Source organism: Pseudomonas japonica, assembly GCF_013522925.1.
GTDB lineage: Bacteria > Pseudomonadota > Gammaproteobacteria > Pseudomonadales > Pseudomonadaceae > Aquipseudomonas > Aquipseudomonas japonica_A.
On record NZ_JAAMQU010000002.1, the window covers coordinates 170,107 to 189,655 of the forward strand.

At 63.6% G+C, this 19,549-nt stretch carries 15 protein-coding genes; 5 read left to right on the plus strand and 10 right to left on the minus strand.

Annotation, left to right across the window (positions count from 1 at the left end; all coding sequences use genetic code 11):
- Window positions 1-22 precede the first annotated feature (22 nt).
- The 5 genes from nadE to lon form a co-directional block, all read right to left on the minus strand.
- A complete protein-coding gene (gene nadE, locus G7016_RS03435; protein WP_181111439.1) occupies window positions 23-853 on the minus strand; it encodes an ammonia-dependent NAD(+) synthetase in 831 nt (276 codons plus the stop codon).
- A gap of 114 nt (window positions 854-967) precedes the next feature.
- A complete protein-coding gene (cmoB, locus tag G7016_RS03440; protein ID WP_181111440.1) occupies window positions 968-1,924 on the minus strand; it encodes a tRNA 5-methoxyuridine(34)/uridine 5-oxyacetic acid(34) synthase CmoB in 957 nt (318 codons plus the stop codon).
- Window positions 1,921-2,664 (minus strand): carboxy-S-adenosyl-L-methionine synthase CmoA, encoded by a 744-nt coding sequence (gene cmoA / locus G7016_RS03445; RefSeq protein ID WP_181111441.1) that lies wholly within the window; start codon window positions 2,662-2,664, stop codon window positions 1,921-1,923. The genes cmoB and cmoA overlap by 4 nt, the downstream gene beginning before the upstream one ends.
- 148 nt (window positions 2,665-2,812) lie before the next feature.
- Window positions 2,813-3,217, minus strand: a complete 405-nt coding sequence (locus tag G7016_RS03450; RefSeq protein WP_181111442.1) for a protease inhibitor I42 family protein — start codon at window positions 3,215-3,217, stop codon at window positions 2,813-2,815.
- 71 nt (window positions 3,218-3,288) lie between these two features.
- Window positions 3,289-5,721: an endopeptidase La gene (lon, locus tag G7016_RS03455; RefSeq protein WP_258195050.1), complete on the minus strand. Its 2,433-nt coding sequence runs from the start codon at window positions 5,719-5,721 to the stop codon at window positions 3,289-3,291.
- A gap of 230 nt (window positions 5,722-5,951) precedes the next feature.
- Here lon and G7016_RS03460 point away from each other — a divergent pair, with 230 nt between their 5' ends.
- The 4 genes from G7016_RS03460 to G7016_RS03475 are packed head-to-tail and all read left to right on the plus strand — an operon-like array spanning window position 5,952 to window position 10,273.
- The gene (locus G7016_RS03460) at window positions 5,952-6,638 is read left to right on the plus strand and encodes a methylamine utilization protein (RefSeq protein WP_375139207.1); all 687 of its coding nucleotides are present in this window, start codon (window positions 5,952-5,954) and stop codon (window positions 6,636-6,638) included.
- On the plus strand, window positions 6,622-8,979 hold the full coding sequence (locus tag G7016_RS03465) for a putative bifunctional diguanylate cyclase/phosphodiesterase (protein WP_181111443.1): 2,358 nt from the start codon (window positions 6,622-6,624) through the stop codon (window positions 8,977-8,979). Before G7016_RS03460 ends, G7016_RS03465 begins: the two co-directional genes overlap by 17 nt.
- A gap of 14 nt (window positions 8,980-8,993) precedes the next feature.
- Entirely contained in the window at window positions 8,994-9,848 is an 855-nt protein-coding gene (locus G7016_RS03470; protein WP_375139214.1) for a DUF3034 family protein, read from the plus strand.
- Entirely contained in the window at window positions 9,848-10,273 is a 426-nt protein-coding gene (locus G7016_RS03475; RefSeq protein ID WP_181111445.1) for a group I truncated hemoglobin, read from the plus strand. Before G7016_RS03470 ends, G7016_RS03475 begins: the two co-directional genes overlap by 1 nt.
- 143 nt (window positions 10,274-10,416) lie before the next feature.
- Here G7016_RS03475 and G7016_RS03480 read toward each other — a convergent pair whose 3' ends face one another.
- Both G7016_RS03480 and G7016_RS03485 read right to left on the minus strand, forming a co-directional pair.
- Window positions 10,417-12,813, minus strand: a complete 2,397-nt coding sequence (locus G7016_RS03480; protein ID WP_181111446.1) for a glucose/quinate/shikimate family membrane-bound PQQ-dependent dehydrogenase — start codon at window positions 12,811-12,813, stop codon at window positions 10,417-10,419.
- Between the two features lie 92 nt (window positions 12,814-12,905).
- Complete coding sequence (locus tag G7016_RS03485) at window positions 12,906-14,270, minus strand: carbohydrate porin (RefSeq protein ID WP_181111447.1); 1,365 nt, start codon at window positions 14,268-14,270, stop codon at window positions 12,906-12,908.
- 148 nt (window positions 14,271-14,418) lie between these two features.
- On the opposite strand from G7016_RS03485, the gene G7016_RS03490 reads away from it, so the two are divergent.
- Complete coding sequence (locus G7016_RS03490; RefSeq protein ID WP_181111448.1) at window positions 14,419-15,084, plus strand: Pr6Pr family membrane protein; 666 nt, start codon at window positions 14,419-14,421, stop codon at window positions 15,082-15,084.
- Here G7016_RS03490 and G7016_RS03495 read toward each other — a convergent pair.
- Genes G7016_RS03495 through G7016_RS03505 form a run of 3 tightly spaced genes read right to left on the minus strand, consistent with a single transcriptional unit; the run spans window position 15,038 to window position 19,534 of the window.
- Window positions 15,038-15,814 carry a siderophore-interacting protein gene (locus G7016_RS03495; RefSeq protein WP_181111449.1) on the minus strand — a complete coding sequence of 259 codons (777 nt, stop codon included), beginning with the start codon at window positions 15,812-15,814 and terminating at the stop codon, window positions 15,038-15,040. The two genes, G7016_RS03490 and G7016_RS03495, sit on opposite strands and share 47 nt — an antisense overlap.
- Window positions 15,815-15,817: 3 nt before the next feature.
- Complete coding sequence (locus G7016_RS03500; protein WP_181111450.1) at window positions 15,818-16,354, minus strand: PadR family transcriptional regulator; 537 nt, start codon at window positions 16,352-16,354, stop codon at window positions 15,818-15,820.
- 54 nt (window positions 16,355-16,408) lie between these two features.
- The gene (locus tag G7016_RS03505; protein ID WP_181111451.1) at window positions 16,409-19,534 is read right to left on the minus strand and encodes a transglycosylase domain-containing protein; all 3,126 of its coding nucleotides are present in this window, start codon (window positions 19,532-19,534) and stop codon (window positions 16,409-16,411) included.
- Window positions 19,535-19,549: the final 15 nt, after the last annotated feature.

The following is a 19,549-nucleotide window of genomic DNA, read 5'->3' on the forward strand; positions in this document are numbered from 1 at the left end:
AGGCAGCGCTCCTTGAACGGCATTACTCGGGGGCGTAGGGCTGGCGACGTTTGTGAGCGGTCTTGTCGTAGGTGCGAACAATGATGTCGTACGCGTCGTCCCGCACGGTCTCGCCATGGAGGAACGCGTCGATTTCCTTGTAGCTTACGCCATGGGCATCTTCATCCGGCTTGCCTGGAGTGAGTTCTTCCAGGTCAGCAGTCGGGACCTTGAGGTACAGTTTTTCCGCCGCACCCAGGTATTTTGCGATTTCGCGAACCTGGCCCTTTACCAGCCCCTCCAGTGGCGTGAGGTCACAGGCGCCGTCACCAAACTTGGTAAAGAAGCCCATCACCGCTTCGGCGGCGTGGTCGGTACCGATGACCAGCCCGTCGTTGGCATTGGCGATGGCATATTGCGCCACCATGCGCATGCGGGCCTTGGTATTGCCGCGCACGAAGTCACGACGGGCATCGGTCAGCTTCGAGACAGCGTCCAACTCTGCATCCAGGCCTTTTACGGCGTCGGCAATGTTCACCGTGACTTCCTCGTCGGCCTTCACGAACTTCATCGCGGCCGCTGCGTCGTCCTCGTCATGCTGCTGGCCGTAGGGCAGGCGCACCGCGATAAAGCGATAACCGGCGTCGCCGGTCTCTTCCCTCAGCTCCTCTACTGCCAACTGAGCCAGACGGCCCGCCGTGCTGGAGTCCACGCCGCCACTGATGCCCAGTACCAATACCTTGAGGCCGGCATTACGCAGGGTTTGCTTGATGAACGCCTTGCGCCGTTCTACTTCGGCGGCCAGCGCGGCTTCATCGGCAAACGGGGGAATGACATTCAGCGCAGCGGCGATTTCGGCCTGGCGGTTGCTCATCGGGTTCGATCTCCTGTGAGAGCCAGCAAGCTGGCAAAGAACTATAGACACGGTAGGAGCTTACCTTGATCCGTGGGAATGCGCCCAATAGTGCTTGGCCCTGGCCGCTCGCGCTTACTTGCGTGCCGTTATCACCGCCCGCATGGGCGCTGGCAAGCCTTCCACGGTTTTGCTGTGGTCTTCCGGGTCGAGGAAGTGTTCGAGGGACTGGTAGCGCATCCAGTCGGTGCTGCGCTGCTCGTCGGGAGTGGTATAGCTCACATCCACGCACTTCACGTCCCGGAAGCCGGCGCGACGCACCCACAGTTCCAAAGCCGCCACCGAGGGCAGGAACCACACGTTACGCATTTGCGCGTAACGATCCTCGGGCACCAGCACCTGCTGTTCGTCGCCACGTACCACCAGGGTTTCCAACACTAGTTCGCCGCCTTTTACCAGGCAGTCCTTCAGTGCGAACAAGTGGTCGATGGGCGAACGACGGTGGTACAGCACGCCCATGGAGAATACCGTGTCGAAGCCCTGAAGGTTGGGCGGAAGGTCTTCCAGCGCCAGTGGCAAGTGCCAGGCAGGCAAGCCCGGCAGATACTGGCTCAGGGCCTGGAACTGGCAAAAGAACAGCCAGTTGGGGTCGATGCCGATCACGCTTTCGGCGCCAGCGCCGAGCATCCGCCATTGGTAATAGCCATTGCCGCAGCCTACATCCAGCACCCGCTTGCCGTTCAGGTCCAGGTGCGGCGCCACTCGGGCCCATTTCCAGTCCGAGCGCCACTCGGTGTTCACGTGTACGCCGAACAGGTTGAATGGCCCCTTGCGCCATGGGGAAAGGCCCATCAGCGCGTCGTGCAGGCGCTGCCGGGTAGCGTCATCGCATTCGCCGTCGAGGGTTACACTGCTGGCGAGGTCCACCGCATTGGCGTGCAGCTCCGGTAACGCGGCAAGCGCCTTTTGCCAGCGCTCCAGGTCGCCGTGGCCTTTTTCCATGCGCGTGTCGAGGTCGGCCTGCAGGCCATTGGCCCATTCGGCCAAGGGCGAACCTGCCAGGCGGCGGGCGAGGGGGGAGAGGTCGATCATGGCAGGGCGATCATCGAAGCGAAGTTAAGGCATTGGAACCAAGGCACCACCTTGGTGAAGCCCGCAGCCAGCAAGCGTGCACGGTGCTCCTCGAAGCTGTCGGGCTTCATCACATGCTCGATCGCGCTGCGCTTCTGGGAAATTTCCAGTTCGCTGTAGCCGTTGGCACGCTTGAAATCCACGTGTAGCTCAGTGAGCAGCTCGTGCGCCTGTTCATCCTCGAACCGTAGCTTTTCCGAAAGCAGCAATGCCCCACCCGGTACGATGGCCTGGCGGATCCGCGACAGCACCTCCAAGCGTTGCCCGGGTGGAATGAACTGCAGGGTGAAGTTCATTGCCACCACCGAGGCTGGCTGAAACTCGAAGCCGAGAATATCGGTTTCCAGTACCTGAACAGGCAACAGTTCCTGGAACATCGAATCCTGCCCCTGCAGGTATTCACGGCAGCGCTGAACCATGGCCGACGAGTTATCGATCGCCACCACATGGCAGCCGTCCTTGCGCACGTGCCGACGCAGTGCCTGCGTCACCGCCCCCAGCGAGGCGCCCAGGTCGTACAGGCAGGTATGGGGCTGGGCGAAACGCGCGGCCAGTACCCCCAGGTTCTCGACAATCGCCGGGTAGCCAGGTACCGAGCGCTTGATCATATCCGGGAACACCCGTACCACATCCTCGTTGAAGACGAAGTCGGGTACCTGGGCCAGGGGTTGGGCGAAAAGACGATCAGGAAGTTCAGACACGGGATTCTGCGGGCGTGGCGGGAAAGGCCGGGATTTTACGAGCTTCGAGCGGCAAGCTACAAGCTGCAAGCGAAGGCCGCCATCACGCCGGCCGCTCTTGCTCTTGCTTGCAGCTTAAGGCTTGCCGCTTGCCGCTCGAAGCTTGCCGCTACATAACCGTGATATCGCAATCAAAGGCTTGCACGGGCTTCACCTCAGGTGCCCAGGGCTGCTGCAGCACCATCAACAGGTGGCCCTGCCCCGGGCCTTGCGCACGGTAGCGCCATACCGACTGCCCGGCGGCGCCCACGATGCCGGCGTCTTCGGCGTTGGTGTATACCTCGGGGCCGAGGCTGCGTAATACGGACTGTGCGGGGTTCTGCAGCAGCCAGCGGTAGCCGGTGGTGGGGTTGCTGGGGAGAGTAACGATCAACAGCTGGCCTTGGGCCAATGTGATAGGGCACTGCTGCTGCTTGTTCAGCTCGAACGCAACGGAAGGGTCTGGCGCATGGCGCCCGGCGCAGGCAGTGAGAAGGGCAAGGCTGGCAACAGCGAAAATACGCAACAAGGGCATCGTCGGAGCATCCTGGCGAAGGCGATGCCCGCCAGCATAGCGCAGGCGGGCAACACGAGTCAGGCGATAACTTAGAACAGCACCTTGGCCACGTCGGAGAATCGTTTCGCGAAGTGAACGGTAAGCCCTTCCTTGAGGTAATCCGGCAGTTCCTGGAAGTTGCCCCGGTTGGCTTCCGGCAAAATCAGCTCGGTGAGCTTCTGCCGGCGCGCTGCGATCACCTTCTCGCGCACACCGCCAATGGGCAGCACGTGGCCGGTAAGCGTGAGCTCGCCGGTCATCGCCACGCCTTTCTTCGGCGGTTGGTTGCGTGCCAGGGACAGCAGCGCGCTGGCCATGGTTACGCCTGCGCTCGGGCCATCTTTCGGGGTGGCGCCTTCCGGCACGTGCAAGTGCACGAACGCTTCATTGAAGTACGTAGGCTCGCCACCGAATTGTTTCAGGTTCGCCGTGACGTAGCTGTAGGCGATTTCCGCAGACTCTTTCATCACCTCGCCCAACTGCCCGGTGAGCTTGAAACCACGGGTAAGGCTATGGATGCGCGTGGCTTCGATAGGCAGCGTGGCGCCGCCCATGCTGGTCCAGGCAAGGCCGGTGATCACGCCAACACCTGAAAGCAGCTGCTCGCTGCGGAACACCGGCATGCCCAGGTAAGCTTCCAGTTCCTTGGGCCCCACCTTGATCACTGCGCCGGGCTCCTCGAGCAACCGCACCACCGCCTTGCGCACGACCTTGCCCAGCTGTTTCTCCAGTTGCCGCACACCGGCTTCGCGGGCATAACCTTCGATTACCATGCGCAGCGCGCTGTCGCTGATGCTGAGGTTGGCCTTGGCAACGCCGGCCTTTTCAAGCTGCTTGGGCCACAGGTGCTTGCGGGCGATGGCCAGTTTTTCTTCGGTGATGTAGCCCGACAGGCGGATGACTTCCATGCGGTCGAGCAGCGGGCCGGGGATCGAATCCAGCGTGTTGGCGGTGCACACGAACAGCACCTTGGAGAGGTCCAGGCGCAAATCCAGATAGTGGTCGAGGAAATCCACGTTCTGTTCCGGGTCCAGGGTTTCCAGCAGGGCAGACGCCGGGTCGCCCTGGTAGCTCTGGCCCATCTTGTCGATTTCATCGAGCATGATGACCGGGTTCATCACCTCCACTTCCTTGAGTGCCTGCACCAGCTTGCCGGGCTGGGCGCCTATATAGGTGCGGCGGTGGCCTTTGATCTCGGCTTCGTCACGCATGCCGCCCACGCTGAAGCGGAAGAATGGCCGCCCGAGGGATTCGGCAATGGACTTGCCGATGCTGGTCTTGCCCACGCCCGGCGGGCCCACCAGCAGTACGATCGAGCCGCTGATTTCGCCTTTGTAGGCACCTACCGCAAGGAATTCCAGAATGCGGTTCTTGATGTCGCCAAGGCCGGCGTGGTGGGCGTCGAGCACCTTGCGCGCGTGCTTGAGCTCCAGGCGGTCCTTGCCGTACACGCCCCACGGCAAGGCGGTGGCCCAGTCCAGGTAGTTGCGGGTCACGGCGTATTCGGGCGAGCCGGTTTCCAGAATCGCCAGCTTGCCCATCTCTTCATCGATACGCTTGCGCGCAGCGGCGGGCAGGGTTTTGCCTTCGAGGCGCTGCTCGAACTGCTCCAGGTCCGCGCTGCGGTCGTCCTTGGTCAACCCCAGCTCCTGCTGGATGACCTTGAGCTGTTCCTTGAGGAAGAACTGCCGCTGATGCTCGCCAATCTGCCGGTTCACCTCCGCGGAAATTTCCTTCTGCAGCCGCGCCACTTCCACTTCCTTGCGCAGCATCGGCAACACCCGTTCCATGCGCCGCAGCATCGGCACACAGTCCAGTACCTGTTGCAGCTCGGCGCCGGTGGCGGACGTCAGCGCCGCGGCGAAGTCAGTCAGCGGAGACGGATCGTTCGGGCTGAAGCGGTTGAGGTAGTTCTTCAACTCTTCGCTGTACAGCGGGTTGAGCGGCAGCAGCTCTTTGATGGCGTTGATCAGCGCCATGCCGTAGGCCTTGATTTCGTCGGTAGGCTCGGCCGGCTGCAGCGGGTATTCCACTTCCACCAGGTAAGGAGGGCGGTGATGCTTGAGCCAGGTGCGAATGCGCACACGCGAAAGGCCCTGGGCGACGAATTGCAGCTTGCCGTCTTCCCGGCTGGCATGGTGGATCTTCACCAGGGTGCCGTAGAGGGGCAGGGCGGACGTGTCCAGGTGGCGCGGGTCTTCGGCAGGCGTTTCCATGTAGAACAGCGCCAGCGAGTGGTGCGGTGTTTTCGCCACCAGGTCCAGGGTTTCGGCCCAGGGCTCTTCGTTCACGATCACCGGCAGCACCTGCGCCGGGAAGAAAGGCCTGTTATGGATCGGGATCACGTAGACCTTGTCAGGCAGGTTCTGGCCCGGCAATACCAGCTCGGTGCTGGAGGTTGTGGAGTGCTCCACCTGCTCCGGCCCTGCGGAGGGTTCGTTAGAAGCGTTGGGGCGGTCCGTAACGGAATCCTGGTCGCTCATGAGGCACCTGCGGCAATGGCTATGACGCTTAGATGGGGCGCACACCTGCGGGTTTCAATGGCCCACTGAAGGATTCGCGCTTACGGCCGATAACTCATGCACAAGGCCTGAGCGCACGCTGTGTGGTGGCCATTTAGTGGCAATTTTGTTGGATGTTGCCCATGTCTCCATCAGGCAGCCCGTTCCAGAGCGATCGGCGCAGCCCTCTGTGATCCGAACGAGTGTGTACCATGCTTCCATTCCTCCGCGGTTTCGCCTTGCTCATGCTGATCGGTGCGTCGATACCCGCTGCGCTGGCTGCTGACCTGAACCTGAGCGTCAACGATGGAGAGGGGGCGCCGCTGGCGGACGCTGTGGTGAGCCTCGCCGGCCCGTCGGCCGGTGCCAGCGCCAGCGCGCCTTTGCGGGCAAACATGGACCAACGCGACAAAATGTTCTTCCCACACGTATTGGCCGTACGCACAGGAACGGCCGTGACCTTCCCTAACAGCGACGATATCCGTCATCAGGTGTATTCGTTTTCATCCAGCAAGCGCTTCGAGCTGCGCCTGTATGAAGGTACGCCCACCGCGCCGGTAGTGTTCGACCAGCCGGGTGTGGTGGTGCTGGGCTGCAATATTCACGATTGGATGCTCGGTTACGTTTATGTCACGCCCGACCCCTGGTTTGCCGTGACAGATGGACAGGGCAAGGTGAAGTTCAGCCACCTTGCCGAGGGCACCTACAACGTGACGCTCTGGCACCCGAAGGTGGTGGACCTGCAGCCGCAGGCCGCGGGTACGCTCACGCTTGGCGCGGCCCCGGCGGCGAAGGCCTACACCCTGGCGGTAGCGCCCTCGGACGACGACACGCCTGTACCCCCCACCAGCCCGTTCGGCGATGCCTTCGGCAAGGCGCTGCGTGAAAACCAGAAGTAGCGTCCAATGGCGCATCAGCAGCGTGCTCGTGTTGCTGCTGCTGGTGGTGATTGCCGCGTTGACGCTCGCCGTCAAGCTGGCCACCGGCGATGCCGTGCGCACCCAGGCGACCCAACAGCTGGAGGTGGGCGGGCGGGTGTTCGAGCGCCTGCTGGACATGCGAGGCCGCCGCCTGCGCGACGGCGTCCAATTGCTTGCCGCTGACTTTGGCCTGCGCGACGCCATCGCCAGTGCGGATTCGGCCACTATTCGCTCAGCGCTTCTTAACCATGGCGGACGCATCGGCGCCAGTGATGCCGTACTGCTGGGCATGGACGGAAAGGTCATGGCCAGTACCCACGCGACCTTCGTGGAAGGCGCGCCGTTCCCCTACGACCAGGCGCTGCGTGATGCACGCAAGCGCAACCAGAACATGGTGATCGTGGCCTGGGGCGGCCTGCCGGTACTGCTGGTAGACGCCGTGGTATCGGCCCCCTTGCCGATCGCCCGCGTGGTGATGGGTTTCACCATGGATGATAGCTTTGCCCAGGAGCTTCACGCGCTGAGCAACCTGCAGGTGTCGTTTCTGGCGGTGAATGCCGGGCAGGTAGGCGAGCTGATTACCACTCAACCCCCAGCGATGCGGGCCGGGCTGGTGCAGTGGCTGCTCAGCGAGCACCCACCGGTGCTGGTGAATGTGGGCCAACACGGCGGCCAGCGGTTCCTCGAACAACGGCTGGAACTGGCCGGCGGGGAAAGCTCGCCGGAGCGGGTGATCGCCCTGCTGCAAAGCCCGCTCGACGATGCCTTGAGAGCCTTCGCCCCGCTGGATCACGACATCATGATGATCGCGGTGGCGGCGCTGCTGGCGTCGTTGTTGGGTGCGCTGGTGCTGGCGCGTACCATTTCCCGCCCCGTGCGTACCTTGGCCGATGCCGCCGAGCGGATTGGCCAGGGGGATTATCAAGTACGGGTGCAGCTTCGGCGCAGCGATGAATTCGGCACCCTGGCCAGCGCGATCAACATGATGCAGGCCGGTATCGCAGAGCGCGAGCAGCGGCTCGCGCACAATGCCCTGCATGATCACCTCACCGGCCTGCCCAACCGCGCCTTGGCCATGGAGCGGCTCGGTAGTGCCATCGCCGCGGAACGCCCTGTGGCGGTGCTGAGCGTCGCCCTCGACAACTTCACCACGTTGGTGAGCAATGCCGGGAATCACTTCGCCGAGAGCCTGCTGCGCAGCGTGGGCCCTACCCTGGAGCCGATATTACGGCCCGGCGACACGCTGGCGCATTTGATCGGTGGCGAGTACCTGTTGGTCCTCGAAGGCGTTGACGCTCAGCGCGCAGTGGCAGTGGCCGACCGTTTGCAGCAGACGTTGCTCAAGCCGCGGCGGCTTGATGGTCACGACTTTGCCCTCGAAGCCAGCATCGGCATTGCGGTGTTCCCCGGTGACGGGCAGCAGGTGGAGGTGCTGGTTTCCCGCGCTTGTATCGCCCGAAACGACGCGCTGGCGCTGCCAGGGCGCTTGCAGCTATACGAGCACGGTCGAGACCTGGTGCACCAGCGCGAGGTGAGCTTGATCCGCGACTTGCGCGGTGCTGCGCACAACGGCCAGTTGGCGCTGCATTACCAGCCCAAGCTGGACCTGCGCCTGGGCCAGGTGCGCCAGGCCGAAGCATTGCTGCGCTGGCAGCATCCCGTATTCGGAATGGTTTCGCCCGGTGAGTTCATCCCCCTCGCCGAGCGTACCGGGAGCATCCAGGGCCTTACGCGCTGGGTGATTGCCGAGAGTATTCGCCAGCTGGCCGAGTGGAACGATCGAGGTTTCGAGGTGGAGCTGTCGGTGAACGTGTCGGCGGAGGATCTGTTGGGGACGGACCTCGCCGACCGCGTGCCCCGATTGCTCGCGACCCATGGCGTGCCAGCCCGTCAGCTCACGTTCGAGATCACCGAAAGTGCGGTCATGCGTGAGCCTCAAGCCGCGCTGGCTGTGTTGCACCGGCTGCGCGGCTGCGGTATCAGCCTGTCAGTGGACGACTTCGGTACCGGCTATTCCTCCCTGGCGCACCTCAAGCGCCTGCCGGTGCAAGAACTGAAGATCGACCAATCCTTTGTGCGCGACCTGGATGAAACCAGCGAAGACGCGGTGATCGTGCGGTCGACCATCGAAATGAGCCATAACCTGGGCCTGCGTGTGGTAGCCGAGGGCGTTGAACATGAGCGCAGCCTGCGCCTGCTCGAGCGCTGGCACTGCGATACCGCCCAGGGTTACCTGATCAGCCGGCCCCTCGCGGCCGGGCCGTTTGAAGCCTGGGTACGCCAGGCTGCTTATTCACCTGCTACCGAGGTTGTTGGTTGATGCGCCTTACACACATGCTGTGCTGGCTGATGCTGGCCACCGCCGCCCCCGTGCTGGCGGACGAGAGTGCCCGCCAGGGCCGCTTGCTGGCCACCGGTGGCGCCAGCAGTATCGATGGCGCCGCAGGTGGCGGTATCACGCCCTGGGCGGTGATCGCTGGCTACGGTGAAGCCGGGCAGGTAGGGGCGACTGTGTTCGCCACGCGGGTGCAGCTACCTGACTATCGGCTGGATGTGGCTGGCGCCGCTATCGGCTATGGCAACCGGATCGAAGTGTCCGTCGCGCGCAATCGCTTCGACCTCGGCAGCCTGGTGAACAAGCTGGGCCTGCCTGAAAACACCCTGAGCCAGGATGTGCTGGGCGCCAAGGTGCGCCTGTTCGGCGACCTGATCTACGATCGCCTGCCGCAAGTGTCGCTGGGGCTTGAGTACAAGCATCAGAAGGATTTCCTCATCCCCAGCCTGGTGGGCGCGCGGCGCGACGAAGACGTGGAAGGCTACCTAGCCGCCAGTCGGCTGTTCCTGGGAGGTGCTTTTGGTTACAACCTGCTGGTAAACGCCGGGCTGCGTTACAGCCGCGCCAATGAACTTGGCCTGTTGGGCTTCGGTGGCGACCGACGCGACAGCCGCAGCCTGTTGAAAGAAGGCTCGATAGCGGTGCTGTTGAACCCTCGCTGGGCAGTGGGGATGGAATACCGCGAGAAGCCGGACAACCTGTCGTTCGCGGGGGAGAGCGACTGGGCCGACCTGTTCGTGGGCTGGTTCCCCAGCAAGCATGTGTCGGTGGTGCTGGCCTATGCCCGCCTCGGCGAGATCGCCACGCTGGATAACCAGAACGGCACTTACCTGTCTGTTCAAGGAGCGTTCTGATGCGCCTGGCCTGGCTTCCCCTTACGCTTGCGCTAGCCCTTTCTGCCTGCGCCCAACGCCCCGCCCAGGACGACAGCCTGTATCAGGCCCTCGGCGGCAATCCCGGCATCACCCGTATCGTCGAAGGCATGTTGCTCAATGTGGCCCGCGACCCGCGCATTGTGCAGCACTTCCGCAACGTCGACCCCGAGCGGCTGCGCAACAAGCTGGTGGAGAAGTTCTGCGTCGAAGCCGGCGGGCCTTGTACCTACACCGGCGACACCATGGCCGAAGCCCACAAGGGCCAGCGTATCGACCCGGCGGAATTCAATGCCTTGGTAGAAAACCTGACTGATGCCATGGAAGCCCAAGGCGTACCGGTGAGGGTGCAGAACCGTTTGCTGGCCCGATTGGCGGCCGAGCGCGGCGAGGTGATCGGGAAATAACCCTGGATCTTGCAGCTCAACCTGTAGGATCGCGGGGCCGGCCTTCCGGGCGTCAGCCCGGGAATGGACTGCACTTGAGCCGTCAGCGCGCTCCAACAAAAACGGCGCCCCTCGGGGCGCCGTTTTGTTACATCACCAATGCATCACTTCGGCAGCGCGAACGCCATCACGTAGTCACCTTGCTTGGTGCCCAGCGAGCCGTGGCCACCGGCGACCACCAGCACATACTGGCGCCCATCCTTGCCGGTGTAGGTCATCGGCGTGGTTTGCGCGCCGGCAGGCAGGCGGGCTTCCCACAGTTGCTTGCCGTTGTTCATGTTGTAGGCACGCAGGTACTGGTCCAGGGTGCCGCTCAGGAAGCCAACGCCACCAGCGGTGACGAAGGTGCCGCCCAGGCTAGGCACGCCCATGCTCAGCGGCAGCGGTACCGGCGAGTTGTCGCGCACGGTGCCGTTCTTGTGCTTCCAGATGGTTTTGTGGGTGGTGAGGTCCACCGCTGCCACATAACCCCAGGCCGGTGCCTGGCACGGCAGGCCAGCCTTGGACAGGAAGGCTTCGAGGATCACGCCATACGGCGCGCCCTTGTTCGGCTGCACGCCTTCGGTTTCGCTTTTGCGAGCCGGGCCGCCTTCCACATCGCTGCTAGGCACCAGGCGCGATTTGAAGGCCATGTAGTCCGGGTTCACGAAGGCGATCTGGCGAACCGGGTCAACCGAAATACCGCCCCAGTCGAATACCCCGAAGTTGCCTGGGTAAACGATCGAGCCCTGCAGCGACGGCGGGGTGTAAATCCCTTCGTAGCGCAGCGAACGGAAGTCCATGCGGCAGAGCATCTGGTCGAACGGCGTCACACCCCACATGTCCTTCTCGCGAAGGGTCGGCGGCATGAAGTTCAGCTCGGACATCGGCTGGGTCGGCGAGGTGTGGTCGCCTTCCACCGCGCCTTGCGGTACCGGCGTTTCGTTGACCGGCACGATCGGCTGGCCATTGCTGCGGTCCAGCACGTAGATGCTGCCCTGCTTGGTCGAGGCCATCACGGCAGGCTTCATGCCGTCTGCGGTCTTGATGTCGATCAGGCTGGGCTGGCCGCCCACGTCCATGTCCCACAGGTCGTGGTGGGTGAACTGGAAGGTCCAGCGTACCTGGCCGGTGGCGATGTCCAGCGCGGTCACGCCAGCGCTGTATTTCTCGCTTTCAGGGGTGCGGTTGCCGCCCCACTGGTCAGGCATCTGGTTGCCCATGGGCAGGTAGAGCATGCCCAGTTTTTCGTCCACCGACATCAGCGACCACATGTTCGGCGAGTTGCGGGTGTAGTGCTCACCCGGGCCGATCGGCGTGGTTTTTTCGGGGTTGCCGCTGTCCCAGTTCCACACCAGGTGGCCGTCATGCACGTCGAACGCGCGTACCACGCCCGAAGGCTCGTCGGTGGAGACGTTGTCGGTGACGTGGCCGCCAATCACCACCAGGTCCTTGGTGACTGCGGGTGGTGAAGTGGAGTAGTAGCCGCCCGGTGCGAAGGTACCGATGTTGGCGGTAAGGTCGATAGCGCCCTTGTTGCCGAAGTCTTCACACATCTTGCCGGTGTCGGCGTTCAGCGCGATCAGGCGGGTATCGGCGGTAGGCACGAAGATCCGCTTGGGGCAGGAGGTGGCCACGGCAGGGCTGGCTTGCGCGTCGGCGGCCGCATAAGCGGCGTCGTCGTGGTAGGCCACGCCACGGCAGGTCATGTGAGCCCAACCCTTGAAGTTGTCAGCGCCCTGGGTGCTGATTTTCGGATCGAAGCGCCAGATTTCCTTCCCGGTGTCCGGGTCCAGTGCAATCACCTGGCTGTGCGGCGTGCACACATACAGCATGCCGTTCACCTTCAGCGGGGTGTTTTCCGCCGTGGTTTCGCCCGGGTCGCCCGCGCCCGGGATATCGCCGGTACGGAAGGTCCAGGCCGGCTCCAGCTTCGACACGTTCTCGGTGTTGATCTGGTTCAGTGGCGAGTAGCGGTCACCGAAGGCGCTGCGGCCATACGAGGCCCAGTCACCGTCGGCCATGGCCGGTGCGGCGCTGGTGGTGCCAGCGGTATCGCGGCCCAGCTCGCCCTTGATTTCACCAGGGTTGGTGAACTGGCTGGCCAGTGCGCATAGCCCGGCCAGCACCACGGCAACGCCCAGGCCGTTGGTGCCCAGCGGGTAACGCACGCCACGGGTGAGCGGCAAACGGAACCATGGCAGCAGCATCACGATGCCCAGCGCGAACCACAAGGCCAGGCGTGGCACCAGCTGCCACCAGTCCAGGCCCACTTCCCAGAGTGCCCAGAGGGTGCTGCCGAACAGCACCACGGCATAGAGGGCCAGTGCCGCGCGCTTGTGGGCAATCAGCAATACGCCCGTGAGCAGCACGCCGATACCGGCGATGAGGTAATACAAAGACCCGTGGGCCACCACCAGCTTGATGCCGCCGACCAGCAAGGCCAGGCCCATCAGCAGGAAGAGCAGGCCGAGCAGGGTAGGCAGGATGCGCCGACCGCTCTTGGCACCGTCAGTGCTCATACTTGAAAATCTCCAGTCGTTGAAAATATGTCGAGAAATTTCCTACAGGTTAGTAGGTTGGTTTCCCTTCGGTTAGTTCGCAAAATATTGACTTAGAACGACGCCTGTACCTTGAGCCCGCCGATCAGGGCGTCGTCTACTTGAGATACCCCACCCGGGTGACGGATGTATTGAACGTTCGGGCGCAAGGTCAGCCAGTTGGCCACATGAATGCCGTAGTTCAATTCCGCGCTGTACTCGGTGCGCTGCACCGGCAGGTAGGCCGAGTCCTCGTAACTGGACACGTCATTGGCGGCATTCACCGCTTCGGCGTTGTGGCGATAGGCCGGGTTCACGTGGATACGCGCCAGGCCCAGGCCAATGTCGTCCGCCGGGCGGGCGTCAAGCAGGCCTTTGTAAACAACGCCGGCCTGCACATAGTTGTCGATGGCGTTGGTTTTCTTGTCATGCAGGGTAAGGTTGGCGAACACGCTCAGGCCACGAGAGCCGTCACTGGCCAGGCTGGTCAACTGCTGGCGAGCGCCCAACCACATCCCATGTTTGCTCGATGCGCTGCGGTATGAATTACCACTCAGCGCGGCGGCATTGCCGTTGCTGTCCTTGTAAACATCGGTGGCATCGGCGCTGCTGTAGTAATAACCGATACGGTATTCCCCCGGCAGGCCTTGCACCTTGGGCGTCCACACCAGCTCCACAGGGATCAGCGCGCCTTCGGTGCCGCTGCCACTGAGTTTGAAGCCATTGTCGTTCTCAAGGTTGGAGGGGTTCTGCTCGAAGGCACCCACCTGCGCGTACAGCTCGGGGGTGATGTGGTATTTCACCCGCATCGCCCACTGGCTTACCGGCCAGTTGTACCAGATGCTGCCAGCCCAGTTGCCCACCTGGGAGCCGCAGAACGCCAGGTTCTGGAAGTCGCAGGGGAAGCTGTTGAAGTCTTCGCCTTCGCCAAAGCGGCCCACCTTGATGTCCAGCTTGTCGTCCAGGAAGGTCTGCCGGTACCACAGCTGGGTCAATCGCCAGATCTGCCCGCGGCCCCATACTTCCTGAGCCGAGGTGAACCCACCCACGCGCGGGTCGTTGATGCGGTCATTGCTGATGTTATCGCCATTGCGATCGGTTACCGTGACCTGGAAGTCCGCGCCGTGCCAGCCGAGGATCTTCTGCAGGTCCAGGTGGGCGCCGAGGCCGATCTGGTCGCTGTAGCGGGCAACGTGGTCGTGATCATAGCCGCCGTGCAGGTTGGCGCCGGCTTCGCCCACGTAGTCGAGCTTGAAGTCATAGCCACGGCGAGCGAGGTCGCTGCGTTGGCCGTTCCAGTCACCGAACATATAGGGCGAATCGGCGTCGAACATGTCCGCCGAGAAGGCCGGGCCGGTCAAGGCACAGGCCGTGATGGCCGTGGCCGTGGCTACGCAAAGCAGGGTACCGCCGTCGCGGCGGGAAGTATTAGCAGGCATCGAAGGCAATCTTTCTAATGGTTTTATCGTGCAAGCTGAACGGGTTCAGCCTGAGGCGCCGGGAGGATATAGATATCTCCGCCTGCGGCAAAGCGCCGCTGCAAAGACACAGTCTTGCCCGCTTCGTAACAATACGGAGCGGCTGCTGATGCGAGGGGAGAAAGGGTTGAAGCTGATGGCCGCGGTTGCCTGGGCGGCGCTGGCGTTGCAGCTGTATCTGGCGCTGGAAGTGCGTTGGCACCTGGGGGCCAGCCTGGTAGGCGGGCTGATCAACGTTTTCAGTTATTTCACTGTGCTAAGCAACACCTTCGCGGCCAGTGTGCTCAGCGCTGCAGCCTGGCCGCACAACACGTGGGCCGCGCGGTGCCTGCGCCGGCCGGCGGTGGCCGGGTGCGCGGTGATCAGCATGTTGCTGGTAGGGATCGCCTACAACCTGCTGTTGCGCCAGTACTGGGACCCGCAAGGCGCGCAATGGCTGGCCAACGAGGTGCTACACAACATCATGCCGCTGGCGATGTTGGGCTTTTGGTGGTGGCGCGTGCCCAAAGGGCATTTGCGCCCGGCCCATGTGCTGGCCTGGGCGCTGTACCCTTTGGGCTGGTATGGCTTCACGCTGTTACGGGGCGCGAGCATCGGGGTGTGGCCTTACCCGTTCCTGGATGTGACCGAGCTGGGTTTTGCCCGAGCCTTCGTCAACGCGCTGGGCCTGCTGGCAGGCTATTGCGGGGGCGGCCTGGCGCTGGTGGCGCTGGACCGCTACCTCGGCCTCAGGCCGGTACGTCCTCGTCGCGCCGCCAGTAACCCGCGGCCTTGATGGCGTCCTCGCTCAGCTCGAAATGGTCCAGCAAGATCCGCCGCAGCCGGCGGGAGAGGGCGGCTTCGGTCGCGATCCACGCGTAGAGCTCGCCCTGGGGAAGGGTAAGCCCCGCGACCACGGCTTCGAGGTTTTGCGTGTGGCGCGATACCCAGATCACCTCGATGCCCGGGCGCTCCAGCAGTGGCTGCCGCTCCTGCTCGTCTTCGATTTCGATAACGGCCACTACCTGGCGGTTGGCGGGCAGTTCTTCCAGGCGCCGGCCAATGGCGGGCAGTGCGGTTTCGTCGCCGATCAACAGGTAGCTGTCGAACACATCGTCCACGATCAACGAGCTCCGCGGCCCGCCGATGTAGAGTGTGTGGCCTGGCTCGGCCGCCTCGGCCCAGGTGGACGCTGGCCCGTCGCCGTGGATCACGAAGTCGATGTCCAGCTCGCCTTTTTCCAGGTCGATACGGCGCGGGGTGTAGTCACGCATGGCCGGCTTCGGCCCTTCGTTGTCGCGCCCCAGCACCATGGTGTGCAGCGCGGCTTCTTCCTCGGCGTTGCGCGGGAACATCAGCTTGATGTGGTCGTCACTGCCCAGGCTCAAAAAGCCGGCAAGCTCCGGCCCGCCCACGGTGATACGGCGCATGCGGGGGGTGAGGTCTGTCACGCGCAACACCTCCAGCTTGCGGCGCTTGATCTCGTGCATCACGCGGCGTACAGCCGAATCGGGGCCTTTGGTCATGGGTCAGTCCTGTTGAGTGGGGCCATCGGCGATGGCGCGGGCAGTGGAATTGAGCAGGTCGCGAACGCGGGCGATTTCCGCCTCGCTCCAGCGGCCATGGTGAAGTTGCAAGGCGTGGCGCAGGTTGTTGACGGCTTCCTGGATCGCCGGTGGGCGGTCCTGGCCGCGCAGCGCGCGTTTGCTCACGTCCATGCGGGTACGGATGCCGTCCAGTGCCACGGCCTGTTCGGCCAGGTGCGCGCGCCCGGCGTCGGTCGCGCTGAACAGCTTTTTGCTGCCTTCGCTGGCACTGACAATCAGGTCACTTTCTTCAAGGAAGGTGAGGGTCGGGTAAATCACGCCAGGGCTAGGGCTGTAAGCGTCGTCGAACATTGTTTCGATCCGGCGGATCAGGTCGTAGCCGTGGCAGGGCTGTTCGGCAACCAGTGCCAGCAGCAGCAATTTCAGGTCGCCGGGGGCGAATACGCGGCCACCACGGCCACCGCGCTCACGGCCGCGGCCGCGCTCGAAGCCGTCGTGGGGAGGAAGGTTATGTCTCATGTCTATGCTCTCGTTGGGTACGGGAGCAAGACTAAGATATATCTTAAGAAACGTCTACAGATGTATCTCACCGCCCGTCGCCATGGAAGTCAGCGGGCGCGGCCGGGCTATACACGCCCCTTCGCCACCGCTGCCTTGCAGATAGGTGTTCAGGAACGGCGCCATGCCTTTGAGTACCTGTACCGGCAACGCTGAGGTGAAGGTGAAGTTGGCGGAGGCGCGCCCAGGTACGAACGCCGTGAGCGTGCCGAAGTGGTGCTCGCCCAGGTAGAACACGAAGGTGGCCGTGCGGTTGAGCGAGCGCGAGCCCAGCAAGCGGCCGCCGCTGCCGAAACTTTCGATCCGGTTGTCCCCGGTGCCGGTCTTGCCACCCATGGCCAGGGGGCTGCCGTCGGGGTGGGTGAAGCTGCCCGCCACGCGCCGGGCGGTACCGGCGTCCACCACCTGCGCCAGGGCTTCGCGCATGGCGCTGGCCACCTCGGTCGACAGCAGCCGTTCGCCGCCATCGGTGCGAGTAATCAGGGACGTTTCATAAGGTGTGCCCTGGGCGAACAGCAAGTTGTCGATGCGCACCGTGGGCATTCGCACGCCGTCGTTGAGGATCACCCCCATCAGTTCGGCCAGCGAGGCGGGGCGGTCGCCCGAGCTGCCCAGCGCGGTCGCCAGCGACGGCACAAGGTGGTCGAACGGGTAACCCAGCCGCTGCCAGCGGCGGTGAATGTCCAGGAACGCTTCAATCTCGATCATGGTGCGGATGCGGCTGTCGCGCGCGCCCTTGTGTCGGCTCTTGAACAGCCACCCGTACACTTCCTGCCGCTCGAAGCGGCTGGCCTCGACCACCTCGCTCCATTGGGCATCGGGGTGCTGCATGAGGTAGCCCAGCAGCCAGAGGTCCAGGGGGTGTACCCGGGCAATGTAACCCTGATCGGGCAGGTCGTAAGCGCCGGGGCCGTAGCTCTGGTACATCTGCTCCAGCCGCGTATCGGTGAGCGGGGTCTTGTCCCAGTGTTTGCGCACGAAGCGGGTGAACTCTGGCAATTCGGCGTTGGGGTAGAGGTAACGGTGCACTGCTGCCAGGCGCACGGGGGTCACCCTCAAGCTGTCGAGGAAGGTCTCGAAGCGGTCATTAGTGGCCTTGCCTTCATATTTACGCCAGAACCGTCGCAGGTACTCGGTGCCTTCGCGGTCGGCGAAGCGGGCCAGGTAGGTCTGCCGCTCGGGGTTTTTGTCGTCCTTGAGCAGTTCGGCGCTATTACTCGGGGCCTGATAGATGCTGTAGCGCACCAGGTCACGGATCAGCCTCACGAACGGCAGGTTGATGGACTCTTGCAGCGCTTCCTTGAGCGTAGGGCTGCGGCTGTCGTCCTCGCGGCGGAAGTTATGGAAGGTGTGCAAGCCGCCGCCGGTGAAGAACCGCTCCCCGGGGTTTGCCGAATACTTGCGTTCCAGCGCCGCATCGAGCATGGCCTTGAGGTTGGTATCGCGGTGTTCGAGCAAGTAATCCAGGGCCCAGCGGGTGAGATGATCCTGCGGCTCTACCGCTACCTTGCGCAGCGCCGAAGGGCTTTGGCCGGCATAGCGATCGTGCAGCTCGTTGATGATCTCAAGGTAGCTGGTGAGCACCCGCAGTTTGGCGGTAGAGCCCAGCTCCAGCTTGCTGCCCTCGTTGATATCGAAGGGCTGGTCGGTGTTGTCGGTTTGCACCCGCACATGCGCGCCATCCGGTGTGTTCTCGAACAACGTGAAGCTGTACTTCACTTCCCTGGTGCTGGCAGGCGTGAGCAGGCGCTCGCCGATCACGCCGATCCCCTGCGCGAATGCGGGGTCGGCCAAGTGCTTGAGGTACTCGGTGGCCTCGCTTTGCAGCTTGGCATTCAGGCTGGTGGTGGCAGACAGGTCGAGGCGGTCCAGGTCGTACAGCGGCACATTCAGCAAACCGGCCAGGCGGCTGCGCGCCACGCTCACGCCCTTGTCATTTGCGTAGGGCTCCCAGGTAGGCTCCTTGGCCCAGTCCCGCCAATGCAGGCGGCTCGCCAGCGCGGCTTTGGCCACCTCGGGCGGAATTACGTTCTGGCCGGCGAGCAGGCGTACGTGAGCATCGGTAAGCTCATCCAGTTCATCGTGCCCTCGGCTCAAAAAGTGCGACGGGCGCCGCTGGGCAATCATCAGCGACAACACTTGGCGCAGTGCAAGGCCACGATCGGACAAGGCTTTGGCGCTGGTGTCCTGGCTGCTCAGTGCAGCGTTCACCTGCTTGAAATCCGCGCCGTACCACACCCGCAACCCCTCGGCCAGGCCGTGGACTTCGCCATGCCCTGGCACGGCCGACAGCGGCACACTGTTGAGGTAATCGCGCACGATGCGCTGGCGCGCGGGCAAGGTGTTCGGGCCTTCCTGATACGCCCGCACACTGGCAGCCAGCATTTGCCGCAGCTTTTCAGGGCCCGAAGCAGTAAGCCCGTCCGGGGAATGGCGGTATTTCTCCAGCTGCGTGGCCAATGTGCTGCCGCCCGCCGACTGGCCGGGCAGGCCCAGCGTGCGCGCAACCTGGCTCCAGGCAGCCTTGGCGAACCGCGGCCAGTCGACTGCCGGGTTCTGCTGGGGCTGACTGGCATCGAGCAGGCGGCGGTTCTCGATGAACAGCAGGCTGCTCACGGCTAGGGGCGGAATTTCCTCGAAGGTGGCATACAGCTGCTGCGGGTAGCGGAAACGATAAAACTCGCCGGCGGTGCAGTCATTGATCAGCAACCCCGCCTGGGGCTTTTCGGCGTAAGGAATGAACAAGCCATGGCCGGCGTAGCGGCTGAGCGCTGGCGAGAACTGCATTTGCCGCTCCACGGCGTAGTTACGTTGCAGCAGGCGGGTCACGAACGCGCCGATATCGCTGTAGCCCAGGCGCTTGTCGAACGGCCCCGCCGAGGGGTAGACGATGCTGTCGCTCGGGCCCTCGCCCGGTGCATAGGTGAGGTCGGCCGCCCAGCGGGACAGCAGATGGGCTTGCACGCGCGAGCTTTGCATTTCCGAGCGGGCCGCCAGGCCCACCGCCCCGGCTGCGCCCAGCAGCAACAGCAGTGCCACGCGGCGGGCGTAACGTTTTGGAGGGGCGGGCGGCTGAGCGGGGTCCGGGCTATCGACGGTCGCCTTGGTCTTGCCGGGATCGTTGTGCCACAGAGCGCCCATAGTGCTTAGCCTGGT

What these genes read in the sequence shown, in the direction of transcription:
- lon (WP_258195050.1), bottom strand. Translation starts at nt 5,721, where the DNA reads ATGAGCGACCAGGATTCCGTTACGGACCGCCCCAACGCTTCTAACGAA.
- G7016_RS03470 (WP_375139214.1), top strand. Translation starts at nt 8,994, where the DNA reads ATGCTGTGCTGGCTGATGCTGGCCACCGCCGCCCCCGTGCTGGCGGAC.
- G7016_RS03505 (WP_181111451.1), bottom strand. Translation starts at nt 19,534, where the DNA reads ATGGGCGCTCTGTGGCACAACGATCCCGGCAAGACCAAGGCGACCGTC.
- G7016_RS03495 (WP_181111449.1), bottom strand. Translation starts at nt 15,814, where the DNA reads ATGACCAAAGGCCCCGATTCGGCTGTACGCCGCGTGATGCACGAGATC.
- cmoB (WP_181111440.1), bottom strand. Translation starts at nt 1,924, where the DNA reads ATGATCGACCTCTCCCCCCTCGCCCGCCGCCTGGCAGGTTCGCCCTTG.
- G7016_RS03460 (WP_375139207.1), top strand. Translation starts at nt 5,952, where the DNA reads ATGCTTCCATTCCTCCGCGGTTTCGCCTTGCTCATGCTGATCGGTGCG.
- G7016_RS03480 (WP_181111446.1), bottom strand. Translation starts at nt 12,813, where the DNA reads ATGAGCACTGACGGTGCCAAGAGCGGTCGGCGCATCCTGCCTACCCTG.
- G7016_RS03485 (WP_181111447.1), bottom strand. Translation starts at nt 14,270, where the DNA reads ATGCCTGCTAATACTTCCCGCCGCGACGGCGGTACCCTGCTTTGCGTA.
- nadE (WP_181111439.1), bottom strand. Translation starts at nt 853, where the DNA reads ATGAGCAACCGCCAGGCCGAAATCGCCGCTGCGCTGAATGTCATTCCC.
- G7016_RS03500 (WP_181111450.1), bottom strand. Translation starts at nt 16,354, where the DNA reads ATGAGACATAACCTTCCTCCCCACGACGGCTTCGAGCGCGGCCGCGGC.
- G7016_RS03450 (WP_181111442.1), bottom strand. Translation starts at nt 3,217, where the DNA reads ATGCCCTTGTTGCGTATTTTCGCTGTTGCCAGCCTTGCCCTTCTCACT.
- G7016_RS03475 (WP_181111445.1), top strand. Translation starts at nt 9,848, where the DNA reads ATGCGCCTGGCCTGGCTTCCCCTTACGCTTGCGCTAGCCCTTTCTGCC.
- G7016_RS03490 (WP_181111448.1), top strand. Translation starts at nt 14,419, where the DNA reads ATGCGAGGGGAGAAAGGGTTGAAGCTGATGGCCGCGGTTGCCTGGGCG.